Origin of the sequence: Nonomuraea aurantiaca (genome assembly GCF_020215705.1) — a bacterium.
GTDB lineage: Bacteria > Actinomycetota > Actinomycetes > Streptosporangiales > Streptosporangiaceae > Nonomuraea > Nonomuraea aurantiaca.
The window spans coordinates 186,472-202,186 of sequence record NZ_JAIWNB010000021.1 but is presented as its reverse complement, the minus strand read 5'-3'; the positions used below and the strand labels follow the sequence as shown (position 1 = coordinate 202,186).

At 69.2% G+C, this 15,715-nt stretch carries 13 protein-coding genes; 7 read left to right on the top strand and 6 right to left on the bottom strand.

The window, feature by feature from the left end; translation table 11 throughout:
- Positions 1-1,332: 1,332 nt before the first annotated feature.
- On the bottom strand, positions 1,333-1,692 hold the full coding sequence (locus tag LDL49_RS38830) for a hypothetical protein (protein ID WP_225299094.1): 360 nt from the start codon (positions 1,690-1,692) through the stop codon (positions 1,333-1,335).
- Between the two features lie 1,378 nt (positions 1,693-3,070).
- Here LDL49_RS38830 and LDL49_RS38825 point away from each other — a divergent pair.
- On the top strand, positions 3,071-3,349 hold the full coding sequence (locus tag LDL49_RS38825) for a hypothetical protein (RefSeq protein ID WP_225299092.1): 279 nt from the start codon (positions 3,071-3,073) through the stop codon (positions 3,347-3,349).
- Positions 3,350-3,427: 78 nt separating this feature from the next.
- Positions 3,428-3,589 (top strand): hypothetical protein, encoded by a 162-nt coding sequence (locus LDL49_RS38820; RefSeq protein WP_225299090.1) that lies wholly within the window; start codon positions 3,428-3,430, stop codon positions 3,587-3,589.
- A 23-nt stretch (positions 3,590-3,612) separates the two neighbouring features.
- On the opposite strand, the gene LDL49_RS38815 is transcribed toward LDL49_RS38820, so the two are convergent.
- The gene (locus LDL49_RS38815) at positions 3,613-4,053 is read right to left on the bottom strand and encodes a VOC family protein (protein WP_225299087.1); all 441 of its coding nucleotides are present in this window, start codon (positions 4,051-4,053) and stop codon (positions 3,613-3,615) included.
- Between the two features lie 79 nt (positions 4,054-4,132).
- Here LDL49_RS38815 and LDL49_RS38810 point away from each other — a divergent pair, with 79 nt between their 5' ends.
- On the top strand, positions 4,133-4,723 hold the full coding sequence (locus tag LDL49_RS38810) for a TetR/AcrR family transcriptional regulator (RefSeq protein ID WP_225299085.1): 591 nt from the start codon (positions 4,133-4,135) through the stop codon (positions 4,721-4,723).
- Between the two features lie 379 nt (positions 4,724-5,102).
- On the opposite strand, the gene LDL49_RS38805 is transcribed toward LDL49_RS38810, so the two are convergent.
- A complete protein-coding gene (locus LDL49_RS38805; protein WP_504854022.1) occupies positions 5,103-7,820 on the bottom strand; it encodes a DEAD/DEAH box helicase in 2,718 nt (905 codons plus the stop codon).
- A gap of 219 nt (positions 7,821-8,039) precedes the next feature.
- Here LDL49_RS38805 and LDL49_RS38800 point away from each other — a divergent pair, with 219 nt between their 5' ends.
- The 4 genes from LDL49_RS38800 to LDL49_RS38785 all read left to right on the top strand — a co-directional run bounded on the left by LDL49_RS38800 (position 8,040) and on the right by LDL49_RS38785 (position 12,737).
- Positions 8,040-8,390 (top strand): STAS domain-containing protein, encoded by a 351-nt coding sequence (locus tag LDL49_RS38800; protein ID WP_020542579.1) that lies wholly within the window; start codon positions 8,040-8,042, stop codon positions 8,388-8,390.
- Between the two features lie 2 nt (positions 8,391-8,392).
- Positions 8,393-8,824, top strand: coding sequence for an ATP-binding protein (locus tag LDL49_RS38795; RefSeq protein ID WP_225299083.1), 432 nt, complete (start codon positions 8,393-8,395; stop codon positions 8,822-8,824).
- A 772-nt stretch (positions 8,825-9,596) separates the two neighbouring features.
- Entirely contained in the window at positions 9,597-11,915 is a 2,319-nt protein-coding gene (locus LDL49_RS38790) for a sodium-translocating pyrophosphatase (RefSeq protein ID WP_225299081.1), read from the top strand.
- 345 nt (positions 11,916-12,260) lie between these two features.
- Positions 12,261-12,737, top strand: coding sequence for a SixA phosphatase family protein (locus LDL49_RS38785; protein ID WP_225299079.1), 477 nt, complete (start codon positions 12,261-12,263; stop codon positions 12,735-12,737).
- Here the strand turns inward: LDL49_RS38785 and serB are convergent.
- From serB to LDL49_RS38770, 3 genes are read right to left on the bottom strand one after another with little or no spacing between them, the layout of a single operon-like run.
- The gene (gene serB, locus LDL49_RS38780; RefSeq protein WP_225299077.1) at positions 12,727-13,944 is read right to left on the bottom strand and encodes a phosphoserine phosphatase SerB; all 1,218 of its coding nucleotides are present in this window, start codon (positions 13,942-13,944) and stop codon (positions 12,727-12,729) included. The genes LDL49_RS38785 and serB overlap by 11 nt on opposite strands.
- Before the next feature lie 49 nt (positions 13,945-13,993).
- A complete protein-coding gene (locus tag LDL49_RS38775) occupies positions 13,994-15,004 on the bottom strand; it encodes an S-adenosylmethionine:tRNA ribosyltransferase-isomerase (RefSeq protein WP_225299075.1) in 1,011 nt (336 codons plus the stop codon).
- On the bottom strand, positions 15,001-15,657 hold the full coding sequence (locus LDL49_RS38770) for an SDR family oxidoreductase (protein ID WP_225299073.1): 657 nt from the start codon (positions 15,655-15,657) through the stop codon (positions 15,001-15,003). The genes LDL49_RS38775 and LDL49_RS38770 overlap by 4 nt, the downstream gene beginning before the upstream one ends.
- Positions 15,658-15,715: the final 58 nt, after the last annotated feature.

Genomic DNA, 15,715 nt, shown 5'->3' with positions numbered 1-15,715 from the left:
TCGTCGATCAGCGCGGCGGAGACGAGGCCATCGGTCATGCGACGGTCGCCGTCGGCGGGGTCGGGGACTACGGTGAGCATGGGTGTGCCTTCCCAGCCGACGTTGGCGCGTCGGCCATGCGTGTGAGACCTCAAACGATCACCGGGAAGGTACACCCCTTCCCGGTCGATCCACAGGTCTCTAGCATTGCTCCCGTGGCCCTGGCCCCTGGCCTTTGCCCTGAGCCTTTGCCCTGAGCCTTTGTCCTGGGTCCCGGTCCCGGATCTGAGCCCCGTTCTGGTTCCTGGCTTCGACTTCGGTCCTGGCCATGACCATGGCGCGGCGTCCCGGTCCCCGTCATGACCATGGCCCTGCCCCAGTCCTGGTCCACGCCCCCAGTTCTGGGTCGTCGCCTGCCTGGCTGGGCCCGACCTGTGCTGTGAGTCTGCGGACTGTGGGCCTCGGTTTTAAGGTGGCTCATGGTTTGGGGGTGGGCAGTGGATCCCGGCCCCATTGCTGACGGCGTTGGGGCGGGCGGACCGGTATTTAGCGCAAAGTTCGTGAAAGTAGAGGCGTTTTTCACTTCCACGAACAATGTGGCTTGTGGGGCTCTCGGGGCTAGGTCGCAATCGAATTACGACTTCTTGGACAGAGTGTCCAAGAGTTAGATAGCTCACATAAGGTGCCGCTTACTCGTGAGTCCATGCCGTCTGGGGCCGGAGTCTGGGATAGCCCGGACCTGAGCCGCTAGGGTGCGGGTTCAGGGGCGGTCGGTGATCGACATCGGCCAAGCGGACTGCATTCCGGTCGTCGCGTGAGCGCCCCAGGGTGGTCAGGCGGCGCGAGGCTCTCTATGGAGGGAAGCGCCGTGACGGTTGGCAGAGCGATAGTCGCGACGGCGGTCGTGGCGGGAACCATCGTGCTCGGTGGGTCCGCTCAAGCGGCCGTGGTGGCGCGGCAAGGTGCGGCCCCCGGAGAGATCACGTCTCCGTCCGACGGCCAGGTGGTCACGAGTGGATCGGTGCCGATTTCAGCGCATACCGGTTTGATGCAGCTCAACATGGGCGTGTACGTAGAGGGCCCCTCCACCACCAGGCAGAAGGTCGCCGGTGGAGGTGCCAACCAGACGATTTCCGGGACGTTCGACGCGGGGAGCGCACCCAACGGGACCTTCAACGTGGTCCTCAAGGGTGAGATCACCGGCAGCACCTACGCGACAAGCACCTTCAAGCTGAGGCGGCCCGCCGCCACGCCGGACAACGTCGCCGCCGCCCTGCAGGGGGCCGAGAAGATCGTGGTGACCTGGAGCAAGGGCTCCGAGCCGGACCTCCAGTCGTACGAGGTGGCTACCAGTCAGTCCGGCATCGTGGGCAGGCTGCCCGCCGACAGCGCCTGCTCCGGATCATCGTGCAAGGCGGTGCTCGCCGTACCGACCAAGGCGGCCGGGCAGCGAGTGGGGTTCACTGTGAAGGCGTTCAGAGGTGACGGGGATGGAGGGTCGATCGAGTCGGGCAATTCCGGCGCCGCGTACGTGACCATCCCAGCACCGCCGACCGCCCAGCCGAAGAAGACCGCCACGAAACAGGAGATCCCGGGCACCAAGAAGGGCGTCGAGACCCTCCCTACGCTGCCCGCCAAGAAGCACGCGCAGTCCACGGTCGCGCCCACACACAAGGCGACCACGACGAAGAAGACCGACAAACTCCCCGCCATGCCCGACACCGACCCCAAGGGCAATCTCCCGATTCCGACCGCTGACACGACCGGGGATTCGGGCAAGACCGACGGCCTCACTCCGAACGGCACCACAGGCGACGCTGACTCTGCTGCCATCGATTCCAAGGTGAAGGCTCAGTCGTCGGAGTCGGCCGCCGGAGGCATCGGCCAGTACGGCCTGTACGTCGCAGGCGGGCTCGTCTTGCTGCTGCTGGCCGCGCACGGGGGCGCGTGGGCGCGTCGCCGGTCTCTCGCCGCCGCTGGTGCCGGGGGTCCGGTGCCGCCCTCGGCTGCTGCTTCGCCAGGTCCCGGCATTTCTGCTCAGCACAGTACGGATAGCATCCCGCCCACCGCTTCGGCGCCCCGACGCCCTGCCGTGGTGCTGGCAGTCGCCAAGGTCCGACCGGCCGGCGAGCATCCTCGTACGCAGTCCCCTGAACAGTCCCGCGCGTCGGAGCGGTCCGGCGTTCAGACGCCTGAGCGTTCGCGCGCGTCGGAGCGGCATGGTGGCCAGGCTCCCGGAGCCTCACGTACGCCACCAGGACGTCCCGGCGCGCAGACGCCCGTACGAGCTCGTATGCAGGCACTGGAATCCCATATGCAGGCACTGGAACACCCTGGCTCGACGGCGTCCGACCGGCCCAGGTCGGGGGTGTCCGACCAGCCCGGTTCGGGAGCCCCTGGGCTGGAAGCGTCCGCCCAAGGAGGGCCCATTCTGGGAATTTCCGGTCTGGGGGTGTCCGATCGGTTTGGTCGGGGTGTTGCCGGTGTGCCCGGTCCAGGCGGGTCCGATCGGTTTGGCGCTGAGGTGTCCGACCAGTCTGGTCTGGGGGTTTCTGATCGGTCCGGTGCGAGCGGGCCCAATGGGTTCGGTTCGGGCGGATCTGAACAGCTCGGTGGGGTGTCGTCCGATCGCTTCAACTCGACAGCGTCTGACCTGTTAGCCACGCCGTCCGCAGCACGGCGTTACGCGGAGGGGCCGAGTGCCGCCGGTCGGGCTAATGGACCGGTGCCGGGGCAGGCTCGTGCGCAGGTACGCGCTGCCCTCCCGCTACACCTCAGCGACGCCGACATGCGGCCTGCTGATCCGGATGATTGGGCGCCCGGCGATCAGGATGGTCGGACGGGTGTTGAGCCGGTTTCCTGGGTGTCCGGCGGTCGGGATGGCCGGTCGGAGGCGGGTGTTGAGCAGGTTTCCTGGGCGTCTGGCGGTCGGGATGGCCGGTCGGAGGCGGGTGTTGAGCAGGCTTCGTGGGCGTCCGGGGATCGAGATGGCCGGACGGGTGCCGGTCGATATGACCGGGTGTCCGTCGATCAGGACGGCTGGAGGGGAGCGGCTCAGGGTGATCGCGAGCCTCTCGACCAGCCCGGTCGGATGCGTGTTGAGCTGGATGGTCGGGCGGCCCGTCAGGAGCCCGTACGGATCGCGCTGCCCAGCTCGGCCGTGATCGAGGTGTCCGAGTCGGGCGTCGCCGCTACGCCGCCCGCTGTACGCATCGAGGAGCGTTGGGACGACTACCTGCCACCTGCTCCCAGGGCGATGGAGGACAGCGGCTTCTGGGAGCGCCCGCAGCCCGGAGCAGGTGACTTCTGGGCGGCTGACGACGACGAGAACGCCTTCGCGGGTCACCGCCATCGCGGCGGCGATAGCTAGCCCACGACCAACCCACCAAGACCGCCGAAGGAATCGGCCGGTGGGAGTGCTTGCCTCGGCCAGCGCTAGTCCTTCGGCGTGTTCCTCCGCGTCGAGGGTGTGCCTGATGCGATCGGTCTTCCTGATGCGATCGGTCTTGCCGAGATCAACGGCATGCCGTCGGATTTTGAGCTACCTGACCTGGGAACTGATGTGGGGGGTGAGGTCATCTGGCACAGCGAGCAAGCGTTATTGAGCTGAGGCCAGGCGGGCTCTGTTGTGCGTCAAAGGGCTGCAGAGCTTCGTGAATCCTGAGTCTGGTACTGGCCGGCGTACTCAGCGATGGGAGCGATGGGTGTGATGACGTCGATGAGCACTCCGTTGGGGTCGGCCACGATGAAGTGCCGCTGTCCGAAATCCTCGCTGCGTAGTTCGAGCACGGCCGGCAGACCTCCCCGTACCACGAGCCGTTCCCACTCCCCGTCCACGTCCTCGACCTCGAAGTTGAGCAGCAGCCCCTGAACGTGCGCACGATGGCCCTCGGGCAGCGTCGGATGGCGGTGGTCGAGAAGGGCCAGCTCGTATGGCGGGGTCCCCGGTCGGCGCAGACTCACGTACCAGTCCGCCTCGAACGTCGCCTCGAACCCGAACCACTCGACATAGAAGTCCCGGGACTCCCGCAGCAGGGAGGTGCATAGGACCGGATAGAAGCTGGTCAGCATCACGGAAAGCTCCTTCGCATACCGTTGGTATGTCAAGCTACGCTATTGGCATACCATCGGTACGTCAACTGGGGTGGCCGCGATGAGCCAGGGCAGCAGGATCGAGCAGCGCGAGCAGACCAGGCGGATTCTGATACGCGAGGGCAGGCTGTTGTTCGCGAGCCGGGGCTACGGGGCGGTGGGCCTGTCGCAGATCGTGGCCGCTGCCGGGGTCACCAAGGGTGCGCTGTACCACCACTTCGAGAGCAAGGCCGACCTGTTCCGCACGGTCCTGGAGCAGGTGCAGGGGGAGGTGGCCGAGACGGTGGCCGCGACCGCCGAGGCTCAGGACGACCCATGGGAGCAACTGGTGGCCGGGTGCCGGGCGTTCCTCGCAGCCTGCACCGATCCGGACATCCAGCAGATCATGCTCATCGACGGCCCCGCAGTTCTGGGCTGGAGCGAGTGGCGCGCGCTGGACGAGGCCGCCTCCGTCCGCCATCTGGCCGAGGCGCTGTCCGGCCTCATCGAGGCAGGGATCATCGCACGACAGCCGGTTGCCCCGCTGACTCACCTGCTGTCGGGGGCGATGAACGAGGCCGCCCTGTGGCTGGCCGACTCCGGAGGTCCCGGCGACCTGGACGACGTGTGGGCCGCCTTGTCCCGGATCCTGCAGGGGCTGCGCATCGAGTGAGCGCGCATCGTTGCGTGCTACGAGTGGGCCTGGCTCGCGATAGCGCGTCCAGAAACCCTGAAGGAATGCGGTCAGTGGGTGGTCTGGCCTCGCTCAACCTGCGAGGGACCTTGGAGGAGTCGGTCAGTGGGTGCTCTCGCCTCGACCAACCCGCCAAGGACCCCAGAAGAATCGCTCAGCGGGTGCTCTCGCCTGGGTGTATTGGAGTTCGGGCGGTCGCGCGCTGCCTAGCGCGGTGACCACCATGCTGGGGTGACCACCATGGTCCCCGGGATTGGTCCGATCCCTCTGACGGTCCGTCCTGGCGGGGGTTCCTGCGGAGGGATGCCCGTTTGGGAGAGGGAGCACGGACGCCTGGCGAACGTTCGTCGACGCCGGACTAGCTTGCGGTGGGGGTGGAGCGTAGCAAGGTGTCCAAAAGGTGGATGGCGCCGCGTTTGTCCAGGGGCTCGTTGCCGTTGCCGCATTTGGGGGACTGGATGCAGGATGGGCAGCCGCGTTCGCACTCGCAGGAGGCGATGGCCTCGCGGGTGGCTGTGAGCCAGTCTGTGGCTCGGGCGTACCCGCGTTCGGCGAATCCGGCGCCTCCCTCGTGGCCGTCGTACACGAACACCGTCAGCAGGCCCGTGTCCGCGTGAAGTTCTGTGGACACGCCGCCGATGTCCCAGCGGTCGCAGGTGGCGAAGAGGGGGAGCAGGCCGATGGCGGCGTGTTCGGCGGCGTGGGCGGCGCCGCCCAGGTCGAAGCCCTCCTCGGCCAGAGTGGCGACTTCTGAGGCGGGGAGTGTCCACCAGACCGCGCGGGTGCGGAGGGTGCGCGGCGGGAGGTCCAGGGGCTCGTCGCCGAGCATCTCGCCGGACTGGAGGCGGCGTCTGAGGTACGAGACCACCTGCCTGGTCACCTCCACCTCACCGAAGTGGAGGCTGCCGGGGCCGAGGTCGTGCGAACGCAGGGAGGCCAGTACCGAGATCTCCGTCACATCGCGCGCGAACGTCGTGTAGTCGGGCTCCGCGCCGCCCACCAGGGCGACGCCGGCTTCGAGGTCGAGGAGCTCCACCAGGTACGTCTCGCCCTGGTGCAGGTAGACGGCACCGGTGTGGACGGTGGTGTGGGCGGACGGCTCGTCCACGCTGCCGAGGAGGCGGCCGGTCGCGGACTCCACGACCTGGATGGGCGCGCCTCCGCCGCCCCTGATATCGGCCAGGTCGGTGGCACGTTCGCGTCTGGTCCAGAACCAGCCTGCGGGGCGCTTTCTGAGCAAGCCTTGGGTGACCAGGTCGTCGAGGGCGTTCACGGTGGTGGGGCCGAATACGGGCAGGTCGGCGTCGGTCAGGGGGATCTCCGCGGCGGCGGCGCAGAGGTGCGGGCCGAGGACGTACGGGTTGTCCGGGTCGAGCACGATCGCCTCTACGGGCTGGCCGAAAAGGGCCTGAGGGTGGTGTACGAGGTAGGTGTCGAGGGGGTCGTCCCGCGCGATCAGTACGGCGAGTGCCTCCTGGCCGTCGCGGCCGGCTCGGCCCGCCTGCTGCCAGAGGGAGGCGCGGGTGCCCGGCCAGCCGGCGATCAGGACGGCGTCAAGGCCGGAGACGTCCACGCCGAGCTCGAGGGCGTTCGTGGTGGCCAGGCCCATGATGGAGCCCGAGCGAAGGGCCTTCTCCAGGAGCCTGCGGTCTTCGGCGAGGTATCCGGCCCGGTAGGCGGCGATCCGGTCCGGAAGTGCAGCCCAGTCGGCCGGGTCGGACACGGACCCTCCCCAGGACAGCGCGCCCTGTTCTGAGCCTGGCGGAGTGGTGCCCTGTTCTGAGCCTGGTGGGGTGATGCCGTGGCTTGAGCGTGGTGGGGTGGTGCCGTGGTGAGGGGATGCTGGCGGAGCGCCCTGGCCTGGGGACGGCGGGGTGGTGCTGGGGTCGGCGAACGCTGGGTGTGCGTCCTGGGTCGGGGGTGGCGAGGAAGTGCCGTGGTCCAGGGAGGCCATGGGGGTGTGGCCGTCTGGAGACGCTGGGGGAGCGTCGTCCTGGGTGGGGGATGGCAGGGAAGTGCCGTGGTCTGTGGGCGATGAGGGGATGGCCTGGCCGCTGAACGGAGAGAGCGGGCCGGGAGTACCTGCTGCGGGACTGGAGGCCGTACCTGATGAGCCGTCAACCGGTAGCGGTCCCGGGGTTCCGGCCAGGGAGAAGGCGACGTCGGCGAGTTTGGCGCGGGCGGTCAGGGCGACTGTTTCGGCGCCGCGCCGGGAGCGGACGAAGGCGAGTGTGCGGACGTTCGCCAAGACGAGGTCCGTGAGGAGGTCCGCGGCCTCGGCGGTGGCCGTGCGGCGCACCGGAGCGCCTCTCTCGCCCCGCAGTTCGGTCAGGGGCGGCTCCCAGAGCGCGATGGTCGTCGCACCCTTAGGCGACCCGTCCGACGTCACCTCGGCCATCTCAAGCCCCGTCAGCCGCATCGCGAACGCTCCCGGCTCGCTGGCCGTCGCTGAGGCCAGCAGGAAGACGGGCTGCGAGCCGTAGCGGGCGCAGACGCGGCGCAGGCGGCGCAGGATCTGGGCCACGTGCGAGCCGAACACCCCGCGGTAGCCGTGGCACTCGTCCACCACGACCATCCGCAGCCGCCGGAAGAACGACGACCACTGGGCGTGCCGGGGCAGGACGCTCCGATGCAGCATGTCGGGATTTGTTAGTACGTAGTTGGCGTGCTGCCGGACCCACGTACGTTCCTCGAACGGAGTGTCGCCGTCGAAGCAGGCCGCGCGGAGCTGGGTGATGCGGAGTTCGCGGAGGCCGCGGAGCTGGTCGGCGGCCAGGGCCTTGGTCGGCGTGAGGTAAAGGATCGTGCCGCCGTCGAGGCAGGAGGCGACGGCCGGCGTGAGGTACGCGAGCGACTTCCCGGACGCCGTTCCGGTGGAAATGATCACGTTTCGGCCACGATGGGCCAGGTCGGCCGCTTCGTACTGGTGTGGCCACAATCCCGAGATTCCGCGGTTCGCCAAGCGCGTAACCAAGAGTTCCGGCGCCCATTTCGGCCAACTCACTTGACCCGCCTGACGTGCTGGAACATGCTCCACATGAGTGACGCGCTCATGACGTGCGGGAACACCGAGCAGGTGACCGAGGAGTGGACCTGGCCGGTGTGGGGAGGAAGCGGAGGAAGTCACTGTTTCCAGTCTGCATCCGTGGGCAAAGTCGCCGGGAATCGTGATTTCGTATAGACACAAGCCAGACGCGTGGTTGAATGCCGCGCGTCAGGGTCAGACGGTCTGGAGCCCCGTTCCAGACTGCCAGGCCCGCAAGGGTACTTTCGCAGGCGAGGCGCTGGAGGATCTGTGGATCTGAAGTTGGATCACCACAACGAGGACCGACTCACCATCGTCGAGGTTGAGGGTGAGATCGATGTCTACACGGCGCCGAGATTGCGTGAGCTCCTCATCGACCTGGTGAACAAGGGCAACTTCCACCTTCTCGTGAACATGGAGAAGGTCGACTTCCTCGACTCGACGGGCCTCGGTGTCCTGGTCGGGGGGCTCAAGCGGGTTCGGGCGCACGACGGTTCGCTCGAGCTGGTGTGCACGCAGGAGCGCATCCTCAAGATCTTCCGGATCACCGGACTGACCAAGGTCTTCGGGATCTACGCTTCGGTCGACGAGGCCAAGGAAGCTCACGGCAAAGACAAGTAGTCATGGCTACCGTCGAGCTGACGTTCAGCGCCCTCCCCGCGCATGTGCGGACCGCCCGGTTGGTCGCGACGGCGATCGCCCGGCGCACCGGCGTGGAGGAGTCACTGCTGGACGAGGTCAGGCTCGCCGTCGGTGAGGCCTGCTCCCGGGCGGTCGAGGCGCATCGCGCACACTGCCCGGGAGAGCCCATCCGCATCGAGCTGAAAGACGACTCGGGACGGTTCGAGGTCACGGTCAGCGATCAGGCCCCCAGCGACGAGATCAAGCAGGAGCAGCCCCTCGATTTGGGCATGCTCTCTGACTCGTTCATGTCGGGGTTCGGCATCGCGGTGATCGCGGGGCTGGCCGACGACGTGGAGGTGTTCCCCAGTCCCAAGGGGATGCGCATCCGCATGAGCTGGCCCGCCGCCACCAATGGCCACGCGCCGATATAACGACAATTCTCTTTTACGGCACGGCACGGTGGGCCCCGCCCGCCGACCGTGGCTGAGCCCTGTCCAGGGGTACGCTCCTCTGGTGATACGGGGCTGGGCGCCGATACGAGGCACGGCACCCATGGCTTCCACAAGCCGACAGCCATAGGGCGCCGAACTCGACGGCTACAGGGGATCGGGCCCGGCAGCCACACAGGTCGCCGGACACCCCTGCAGCCACAGAGCACCGGCTGGCAGTCGCAGGGCCGTCGCCGCCGTGCCTTCCAAGTGACCGGCCGGGTCGTGGACATCCACGGCCCGGCTCCGGCATGCCATTCCGACCGTTGGGCGCCGTCCCCAAGATGACGCACCCACGGCTTGGCATCTGCATGTCATCCCGGCCGCCGGCCGCCGAGGGCATCCCCCAGGCGACGCACCCACGGCCCGGGTTCGGCGGGTCATCCCACTGGTATGTCCCAAACCCATGTTTCGGGCGTGTCGTTTCGGGCACCCTGTCATGGCCGTAAACCCGGGGAAATATCGGTTGTCAGATGGCAAATCGCCTTGCTGGCTGGGGATTACTGGGGGATTACTGGACGCGTGGCCAAATAGCGACCGGCAGAGCCTTCATATCCGCGCAGCCCGTGCGTAGACTCCCGGCACCGGCCAAGGTGATCCGGCGAAACTGCGGACTCAACCGGAAGCGGCACCCACAACCCGGATGGTGCCGCACCAGCCCGCCGATCTTTGCAGCACCGCCCGGGCAGGACGACCGGTCTTGCCGAGGAGAACGATGTTTAGGCACATGCTGGCGGTGGAGCCAGCGTCCAATCTGGCCCTGAGCGGTAACAATCTCACCATCGTGATCGTGGTCGCCGCGGTCGCACTGATCGCCCTAGCCGTCGCCGGCGGCCTGGTACGCGAGGTGCTGTCCGCCGACCCCGGCACGGAGCGCATGCAGGACATCGCCCGTGCCGTACAAGAGGGAGCCGCCGCCTATCTCGCGCGGCAGTTCCGCACGTTGGCGGTCTTCGTCGTCGTGATCCCTTTCCTGCTGCTCCTTCTACCGGGTGAGACCGATGTGCGCATCGGCCGCTCGATATTCTTCGTGGTCGGGGCGGTATTCTCCGCGCTGACCGGCTTCATGGGCATGTGGCTGGCCGTACGCGGAAACGTACGCGTCGCGGCGGCCGCCCGTGAGGCGGGCGAGAAGCGCGCCATGCGCATCGCCTTCCGTACGGGCGGCGTGGCCGGCATGTTCACCGTGGGCCTCGGCCTGCTCGGTGCGGCCGTCGTCGTCTTCGTCTACCAAGGTGACGCGCCCGGTGTCCTCGAGGGCTTCGGCTTCGGGGCGGCGCTGCTGGCGATGTTCATGCGAGTCGGCGGCGGCATCTTCACCAAGGCCGCCGACGTGGGCGCCGACCTGGTCGGCAAGGTCGAGCAGGGCATCCCCGAAGACGATCCGCGCAACGCGGCGACGATCGCCGACAACGTGGGCGACAACGTCGGCGACTGCGCCGGCATGGCCGCCGACCTGTTCGAGTCGTACGCGGTCATGCTGGTCGCCAGCCTCATCCTGGGCAAGGTGGCCTTCGGCGAGCAGGGACTCATCTTCCCGCTGATCGTGCCCATGATCGGCGTGCTCACCGCGATCATCGGCATCTTCGTCACCCGGATGCGCGACGGCGACCGCAGCGGCATGGCCGCCATCAACCGCAGCTTCTTCATCTCGGCCGGGATCTCCGCGGTGCTGGTCGCGGCGGCGTCGTTCTGGTACCTGCCCGGCACCTTCAGCGAGCTGACCGGCTCGGCCGTGCAATCCACCGCCAACCCGAGGCTCATCGCCATCGGCGCGGTGATCATCGGCCTGATCCTGGCCAGCGCCATCCAGCTGCTGACCGGCTACTTCACCGAGACGACCAGGCGCCCGGTACGGGAGATCGGCGAGAGCTCGGCCACCGGGCCCGCGACCGTCATCCTGGCGGGCATCAGCGTCGGCCTCGAGTCGGCTGTCTACTCGGCGCTGATCATCGCCGGCGCGGTCTACGGCGCGTTCCTGCTGGGCTTCGGGAACGTGACGATCGCGCTGTTCGCGGTGGCGCTGGCCGGCACCGGCCTGCTGACCACGGTCGGGGTCATCGTCTCGATGGACACCTTCGGCCCGGTCTCCGACAACGCGCAGGGCATCGCCGAGATGTCCGGCGACGTCGAGGGTGAGGGCGCGCGCGTGCTCACCAGCCTCGACGCCGTCGGCAACACGACGAAGGCCATCACCAAGGGCATCGCGATCGCCACGGCGGTGCTCGCGGCGACCGCGCTGTTCGGCGCGTTCCGCACGGCTGTGGAGCTGGAGCTCGGCAAGGCGAGCCAGGCGGCCAAGGAGGCGCTCGGCGCGTTCTCCACCTTCAGCCTGAGCATCGACCAGCCCAACGTGCTGGTCGGCCTGGTCATCGGCGCGGCGGTCGTGTTCCTGTTCTCCGGGCTGGCGATCAGCGCGGTCGGGCGGGCCGCGATGCGCGTGGTCTTCGAGGTACGCGACCAGTTCCGCAACCACCCGGGCATCATGGATGGCACCGAGAAGCCCGAGTACGGCCGCGTCGTCGACATCTGCACCCGTGACTCGCTGCGCGAGCTGGCCACGCCGGGCCTGCTGGCGGTCATGACGCCGATCGCGGTCGGGTTCGCCCTCGGCTACGCGCCGCTGGGCGCGTTCCTGGCCGGGGCCATCGCCTGCGGCACGCTCATGGCGGTCTTCCTGTCCAACTCGGGCGGTGCCTGGGACAACGCCAAGAAGCTGGTCGAGGACGGTCACTACGGCGGCAAGGGCTCCGAGGCCCACGAAGCCACGATCATCGGTGACACGGTCGGCGACCCGTTCAAGGACACGGCTGGCCCGGCCATCAACCCGCTGATCAAGGTGATGAACCTGGTGGCGCTCCTGGTGGCGCCTGCGGTGGTCCTGTACGCGGGCAACCCGGCTCTGCGCATCGGGATCACGGTCGTGGCGGTGGGCGTGGTGGTCGGCGCCATCCTCGTCTCCAAGCGCCGCTCGGTCACCAAGGAGTCGGCCAGCAACGACAAGGACCGGGAGCACGAGCCGGTGGCCTCGTAGCGACCCGTCCGGACGCCCGCTCCTCCGAGGTCTGGGGGAGCGGGCGTTCCACGTCTCAAGAGGCGCCGCCCCAAGGGCTGTGGGTCTCAAGAATCCAGCGGTCAGCTGCGGGTCTCAAGAAACCAGCGGGTCAGCTGCGGGTCTCAAGAAATCAGCGGGTCATAAGAAACAAAGACGGATCGCGGGTCAGGTGCGGCACCCGGCGCCCCCGGTGGGAAACTGGGCGGATGGAAGACAAGCGGCCCAGCGGCGGCAAGGCGCTGGCCTACATTCTGCTGGCGATGCTGGCCATCCTCGCGGTGATCGTCGCGCTGGGTGTGTGGGCGACGAGAGGAGCATGACCGCGTGCGTACGTTGATCGTGCTCCGCCACGCCAAGGCCGCGCAGGTCCCCGGTCTGGAGGACATCGAGCGTCCGTTGACGCACCGGGGCGAGCGCGACGCGAAGCGGGCCGGCGACGAGGTGCGGGCCCTCGGGCTGGCGCCCGACCTGGTGCTGTGCTCGCCAGCCCTGCGTACGAAGCAGACCGCCGAGCTGGCCTTCCCCGAGGTGGCGGTCAGCTACGAGCGTGACGTCTACCAGGCCTACCCCGAGGAGCTGCTGGCGCTGGTCAAGCTGACCGATCCGGAGCTGGAGACGGTCGTGCTGTGCGGCCACAACCCGGGCGTGCACGAGCTGGCGATCGCGCTTGCCGGGGGCGACTACGGGTTCCGGCCGGGGTCGTTCGCGGTCATCCGTACCGAATCGGACTGGGTGGATCTGTGGCCGGGCGAGGCCCAGCTGGTCACCCGCTGGGACCCCAAGGGAGAGGTCACCGGGTGAGCACGCCGTCCTCGGCGTCCGCCATCTCCACCTCGTCCCGGGAGATCCCGAGCAGGTAGAGGATCGAGTCGAGGTAGGGGGTGTTGACCGCGGTGTCCGCCGCCTCCCGGACGACCGGCTTGGCGTTGAACGCGATGCCGAGCCCGGCCGCCGCGATCATGTCGAGGTCGTTGGCCCCGTCGCCGATGGCCACCGTCTGGCTGATCGGCAGCCCCGCCTCGCGGGCGAACCGCTCGAGCGCGCGGGCCTTGCCCGGCCGGTCGACGATCTCGCCGACGACGTGGCCGGTGAGCTTGCCGTCGACGACCTCCAGCACGTTCGCCGCCGAGTAGTCGATGCCGAGGTCCTCGACGAGGCTGTCGGTGATCTGGGTGAAGCCGCCGCTGACGATGGCGAAGCGGTAGTCGAGCCGCTTGAGCGTGCGGACCAGCGTACGGGCGCCGGGGGTGAGTACGACCTGCTGCCGTACCTGCTCGAACACCTCGGCCGGCAGCCCTTCGAGCAGCGCGACCCGGCGGCGCAGCGACTCGGCGAAGTCGAGCTCGCCGCGCATGGCCTCCTCGGTGACCCGGGCGACCTCTTCGAGGCAGCCCGCGTGGCCGGCCAGCAGCTCGATGACCTCGCCCTGGATGAGCGTCGAGTCGACGTCCATGACGACCAGCCGCTTGGCCCGCCGTGACAGACCGGTGCGCTGCACGGCCACGTCGACGTGCAGGGCGGCGGCCTCGGCGGCCAGCTCGACGCGGAGCGCGCTCGGGTCGGCGCCGGAGACCGACAGCTCGATGCAGGTGACCGGCCACTGGGCGAGGCGTTCGATGCGGTCGATGTTGGCGCCGGCGGCGGCGATGCGCCCGGCGATGCCCGCGATCGCGGCGGGCTGGAGCGTCGCGCCCAGCACGCTGACCGACAGGCGGCCGCGCCGGCGCTGCTCCTTGGTCTGGGAGCCGGTGGAGAGCTCCAGCTCCAGGCCGAGGTCCTCGGCCACCCGCTCGACGGCGGTCCACATGGCGCCGAGTGTGCTGCCCGTGCCGGTCGACGGACCGCCCGCGTAGGCGACGAGCACGCCGAGCGTGAGCCGCCCGCGGATGACGACCTGCTCGATGTCGGCCACCGTCACCGGGAAGCCTGACAGAACCGAGAAGAGCCTCGAGGTGACGCCCGGTCGGTCCGGGCCGGTCAGGGTGATCAGGAGGGTGCGCTGGTCCACATTGAGCCAGGCTACTGGGCGACCCCCGGCACACGAGCACGAGGGGCCACTATCGGCGCAGCAGCAAGTGGGTGTCACCGAACTCGTGCCAGAGGTAGCCCTCCCGCAACGCCGCCTCGTAGGCGCGGGCGAGCGGCTCCCGCTCGGCGATCGCGGTGAGCATCATCAGGTGGCTCGACCTGGGCTCGTGCAGCCCGGTGATCAGCCCGCTCACGGCCTTGACCCCAATCTCAGGTGTCACGATGTGCCTGGTCCAGCCCGCCGAGGCGGCCACCAGCCCGTCGTCGCCGACGGCCGTCTCCAGCGCGCGCACCACGGTGGTCCCGGCGGCCACCACCCGGCCGCCGTTCGCCGTGGTCAGGTTGACCAGGCGGGCCGTGGCCGCGGGCACCTCGTACCGCTCCGCGTAGGGCGGCTCGTCCTTCTCCGGCGAGGCGACGCCGGTGTGTAAGGTGATCGGCGCGATCCCGACGCCGCGCGCCACCAGAGCCGTGACCAGCTCGGCGGTGAACGGGCGGGCCGCGCTCGGCATCTCCGCGCTGCCCGGCACGGTGGCGAAGACGGTCTGGTAGGCGTCGAGCGGCCAGTCGCGCGACACGTAGGAGTAGCGGATCGGCACCCCGTGATCGCGCAGGTACGCCTCCACGTCACGGTCGAGCCTGGCTCGCCACAGGCGCGGCGTCTCGCGTTCGATGAGCCGCAGCGTCGCCCGTCCGGGCAGCGGCAGCCACTCGCCCGGCTCGCCGCCGCCGTACGGCTCGGAGGACTTCGAGGTACGGCGGCGCAGCTCGACCAGCCAGGTGCCGTCCTCGCGAGCGGTGGAGAAGTGCACGGCGAGCCGGTCGAGCCTGATGGCGGCGGGCAGCGTCGCCGAGTTGTTGACCACGATCAGGTCGCCGGGGTCGAGCAGCCCCGGCAGGTCGGTGAAGCGGCGGTGCTCCGGCGGCAGATGGCCGTGCGAGACCAGCAGCCGTACCGAGTCGCGGGTCAGCCCTCGGGCCTCGGGCGGCTCGTGCGCCGACAGGGTGTCCGGCAGTGCGAAGTCGAGCGTGGCGGTCATTGCAGGCTCACCCGGCCGCTGGCCGGACGGGCCCTGACCAGGTCGTACAGTGCCGCAGCCACCTTGGCGGGATCCGCCGCGCCGGCCGCCTCCTCCGCGCCGACGGCGTCGGCCAGCATGCGGGTGTTCATCTCGCCGGGGTCGGCCCACCAGACGGCCAGGTCGGGCTCCTCGGCCGAAAGGACGTTGGACAGCTGCTCCAGCGCGGCCTTGGTGGCGCCGTAGCCGCCCCAGCCCTCGTAGGCGCCGGTGGCGGCGTCGGAGGTGATGTTCACGATCGCGCCGCGCGAGGCGCGCAGCGCGGGCAGCGTCGCCTGGATGAGGGCCAGGGGAGCGACCACGTTGGTCTCCAGCAGCGCCCTGAACTCATCCCTCGGGTAGACCGACAGCGGGGGCAGCGGGGTCACGCCCAGCCCGCTCGCGTTGTTGACCAGCAGGTCCAGCTCGGGTACGGCGCGCGCGAGCCGCTCGACATGTGCCGGATCGCTCACGTCGCCGGCGATGGCGGTGGCGCCCAGCTCGGCCGCGACCCGCTCCAGGTCCGCCGCGCCGCGCGCGGTGAGCAGGAGCTCCCATCCGGCGCCGGCGAGCGTCGTCGCCAGGGCCAGGCCGAGGCCGCGGGAGGCCCCGGTGATCAGTGCGGTGTTCGTCATGTCTTGACGGTAGGAGCGCGGCAACGGCCGTACATCGGGCTGAAGGGCCGCCTCCGCC

What these genes read in the sequence shown, in the direction of transcription:
- LDL49_RS38830 (WP_225299094.1), bottom strand. Translation starts at nt 1,692, where the DNA reads ATGGCGGGGAGTTTGTCGGTCTTCTTCGTCGTGGTCGCCTTGTGTGTG.
- LDL49_RS38825 (WP_225299092.1), top strand. Translation starts at nt 3,071, where the DNA reads ATGCGTGTTGAGCTGGATGGTCGGGCGGCCCGTCAGGAGCCCGTACGG.
- LDL49_RS38810 (WP_225299085.1), top strand. Translation starts at nt 4,133, where the DNA reads ATGAGCCAGGGCAGCAGGATCGAGCAGCGCGAGCAGACCAGGCGGATT.
- LDL49_RS38795 (WP_225299083.1), top strand. Translation starts at nt 8,393, where the DNA reads ATGGCTACCGTCGAGCTGACGTTCAGCGCCCTCCCCGCGCATGTGCGG.
- LDL49_RS38790 (WP_225299081.1), top strand. Translation starts at nt 9,597, where the DNA reads ATGTTTAGGCACATGCTGGCGGTGGAGCCAGCGTCCAATCTGGCCCTG.
- LDL49_RS38775 (WP_225299075.1), bottom strand. Translation starts at nt 15,004, where the DNA reads ATGACCGCCACGCTCGACTTCGCACTGCCGGACACCCTGTCGGCGCAC.
- LDL49_RS38770 (WP_225299073.1), bottom strand. Translation starts at nt 15,657, where the DNA reads ATGACGAACACCGCACTGATCACCGGGGCCTCCCGCGGCCTCGGCCTG.